At 68.6% G+C, this 2,953-nt stretch carries 3 protein-coding genes; 2 read left to right on the top strand and 1 reads right to left on the bottom strand.

From position 1 onward, the window contains the following. Nucleotides 1-100: 100 nt before the first annotated feature. Nucleotides 101-1,117, bottom strand: coding sequence for an NADP-dependent oxidoreductase (locus tag G6020_RS00545; protein ID WP_182609306.1), 1,017 nt, complete (start codon nt 1,115-1,117; stop codon nt 101-103). Between the two features lie 66 nt (nt 1,118-1,183). Here G6020_RS00545 and G6020_RS00540 point away from each other — a divergent pair, with 66 nt between their 5' ends. Both G6020_RS00540 and G6020_RS00535 read left to right on the top strand, forming a co-directional pair. Further along, complete coding sequence (locus tag G6020_RS00540) at nt 1,184-2,071, top strand: ABC transporter permease (protein ID WP_182609305.1); 888 nt, start codon at nt 1,184-1,186, stop codon at nt 2,069-2,071. Between the two features lie 12 nt (nt 2,072-2,083). Continuing rightward, on the top strand, nt 2,084-2,902 hold the full coding sequence (locus G6020_RS00535; RefSeq protein ID WP_095717095.1) for an ABC transporter ATP-binding protein: 819 nt from the start codon (nt 2,084-2,086) through the stop codon (nt 2,900-2,902). The last annotated feature ends 51 nt before the right edge of the window (nt 2,903-2,953 follow it).

The raw sequence follows: 2,953 nt of genomic DNA, 5'->3' as shown, positions 1-2,953 counted from the left end.
GCCCGTCGTCGCAGGCGGGAGGCGGGCGCGGCTCGAGGAGTCGACGTCATGGGTCCACCCTGCCCCACGGTGGGGTCGCGCCCGGGCCGGCCCCCGCTGATCAGATCTTGACCAGCATCTTCCCCACGTTCGCCCCGCGCATGAGGTCGAGGAACGCGTCGACGGAGTTGTCGATGCCCTCGACCACGGTCTCGTCGAAGACGACCTCGCCCGAGGCCACCCACGGCCCGACCTTCTCCGCGAACTCCTTGAACAGGTGCATGTACTTGTTCACGGTGAAGCCCTGCAGGGTGAGCCCGCGGGTGATGGCGTGCCACATGTTGTCCGGGCCGGGCGAGCGCTCGGTGGCGTTGTAGGAGCTGATCGCGCCGCACAGGGCCAGGCGACCGTCGTCGTTCATCAGGTCCAGCGCGGCCTCGAGGTGGTCGCCGCCGACGTTGTCGAAGTAGACGTCGATGCCCTCGCCGTTCTCGCGACCGAAGTGCTCGCGCAGCAGCGTGCGGACCGGTCCGTCCTTGTAATTGATCGCGGAGTCGAATCCGTAGCTCGAGGTGGCCTTGTCGACCTTCTCCGCACTCCCGGCCGAGCCGACGACCTTCGAGGCGCCCATGAGCCGGGCGATCTGCCCGACGGCCGACCCGACGGAACCGGCCGCGCCGGAGACGAAGACGGACTCGCCCTTCTGGACCCGCCCGATGTGCAGGAGCCCCACGTAGGCCGTGAGGCCCGTGGTCCCGAGGATCCCCAGGTACGCCGAGACGGGAACGCCCTCGATCTCCTGCACCACCCGGAACTGCCGGCCGTCGCCCTGGGCGACGTCCCGCCAGCCGAGGTCGTGCATCACGACCGCGCCGACCGGGTGGGCGTCGGAGCGGGACTCCACGACACGCCCGACGGCGCCGCCGGTCATCGTCTCGTTCAGCTCGAACGGCGGGATGTAGGAGCGGCCCTCGTTCATCCGGCCGCGCATGTAGGGGTCGACGGAGAGGTACTCGTTGGCCACGCGCACCTCGCCCTCGGCGATCGCGGGGAGGTCGACGACGACGGTGCGGAAGTCGTCATGGGTCGGCCAGCCGCGGGGGCGGCTGACGAGCTGGATCTGGGTACTGGTCGTCATCACTCATGTGTACGCGCCCTGTCTGCGGGGCTGCCACCGGCCACACCTCTAGTAGGCTTCGCCTTCGTGCAGGACCAGCCCACTCCCGACCCCGCTTCGGCGACGCTCCCGGACGAGCGCGTCCGCAGTGAGATCGTCAGCGACTCCCACACCTTCCGCCGGGCCGTGGCCGACCTCCGCCAGGGGCTGGGCCAGCGTGAGCTCTGGCTCTCGCTGGGCTGGCAGGACATCAAGCAGCGCTACCGCCGCTCCACACTGGGGCCGCTGTGGATCACCATCGCCACCGGCGTCATGGCCACGGCGCTGGGGCTGTTGTACTCGATCCTCTTCCAGATCCCGTTGGCGGAGTTCCTCCCGCACGTCACCGTGGGCCTGATCCTCTGGGGCTTCATCTCCGGCTGTATCAAGGAGGGCTCGGAGGTCTTCATCTCCAACGAGGGCCTGATCAAGCAGTTGCCCAGCGCGCTCAGCGTCCACGTCTACCGGCTGGTGTGGCGGCAGTTCCTGTTCCTGTGCCACAACCTGGTGATCTGGGTCGTGCTGATGCTCATCTACCCGCGACCGCTGGGCTGGGACCTGCTGCTGGCCGTCCTGGGCCTGGTGGTGCTGATGGTCAACGGCGTCTGGGTGGCGATGCTGTTCGGCATCCTGGCCACCCGCTTCCGCGACATCGCGCCCCTGCTGGACTCCATGGTTCAGCTGCTGTTCTACATGACCCCCATCGTGTGGACCACGCAGACGCTGTACGAGCAGGGCGGGGAGATCGCCAACCGCGCCCGCATCGCCGAGCTCAACCCGCTCTACCACTACCTGGAGATCGTCCGCGCCCCCATGCTGGGCCAGCCCGTCGCCGCGTACCACTGGTGGATCGTCCTGGCCTGCACGGCCGTGGGGCTGATCCTCGCCTTTGTCGCACTGCGCCGGTTCCGCTCCCGAGTCCCGTACTGGGTGTAGGAGGTATATCCCATGAGCCCCGCCACACCCACCCCCGGCGGCGTGTCCATCGACTGTGTGGACGCGTGCGTGGACTTCCCGATCTTCGACGCCAAATCGCGCTCCCTCAAGAAGGCCGTCCTCGGCTCCGCCGGAGGCGCGATCGGCCGGAACTCGTCCAACGTCGTCGTCGTCGAGGCCCTGAAGGACATCACCCTCTCCCTCCGCGAGGGGGACCGCATCGGGCTGGTCGGGCACAACGGCGCCGGCAAGTCCACGCTGCTGCGGCTGCTGTCCGGAATCTACGAGCCCACCCGCGGCGCCGCCCGGATCAGGGGTCGTGTGGCGCCGGTGTTCGACCTGGGTGTGGGTATGGACCCGGAGATCACCGGGTACGAGAACATCATCATCCGTGGCCTGTTCCTGGGCCAGACCCGCAAACAGATGAAGGCCAAGATCGAGGAGATCGCGGACTTCACCGAGCTCGGCGATTACCTGGACATGCCGCTGCGCACCTACTCGACCGGCATGCGCGTCCGGTTGGCGATGGGCGTGGTGACCTCGATCGACCCCGAGATCCTGCTGCTCGACGAGGGCATCGGAGCCGTGGACGCGGAGTTCATGAAGAAGGCGCGGGTCAAGCTGGCCGACCTGGTGTCCCGGTCCGGGATGTTGGTCTTCGCCTCCCACTCCAACGAGTTCCTGGCCCAATTGTGCGACTCGGCGATGTGGATCGACCACGGTCGCATCCGGCAGCGCGGGAGCATCGAGGAGATCGTCACCGCCTACGAGGGCCCCGAGGCCGGGCGGTCGATCGCCGCGTACATGGAGAGGATGACGCGTGAGGGCTGAGGGGTCCGGCGCGGCCGGCGGGGCCGCGGAGTCCGGCGCGGCCGGCGGGGC

It is taken from the genome of Dietzia sp. B19 (genome assembly GCF_014145155.1).
Taxonomy (GTDB): domain Bacteria; phylum Actinomycetota; class Actinomycetes; order Mycobacteriales; family Mycobacteriaceae; genus Dietzia; species Dietzia natronolimnaea.
This window is presented reverse-complemented; position numbering and strand designations above follow the sequence as displayed.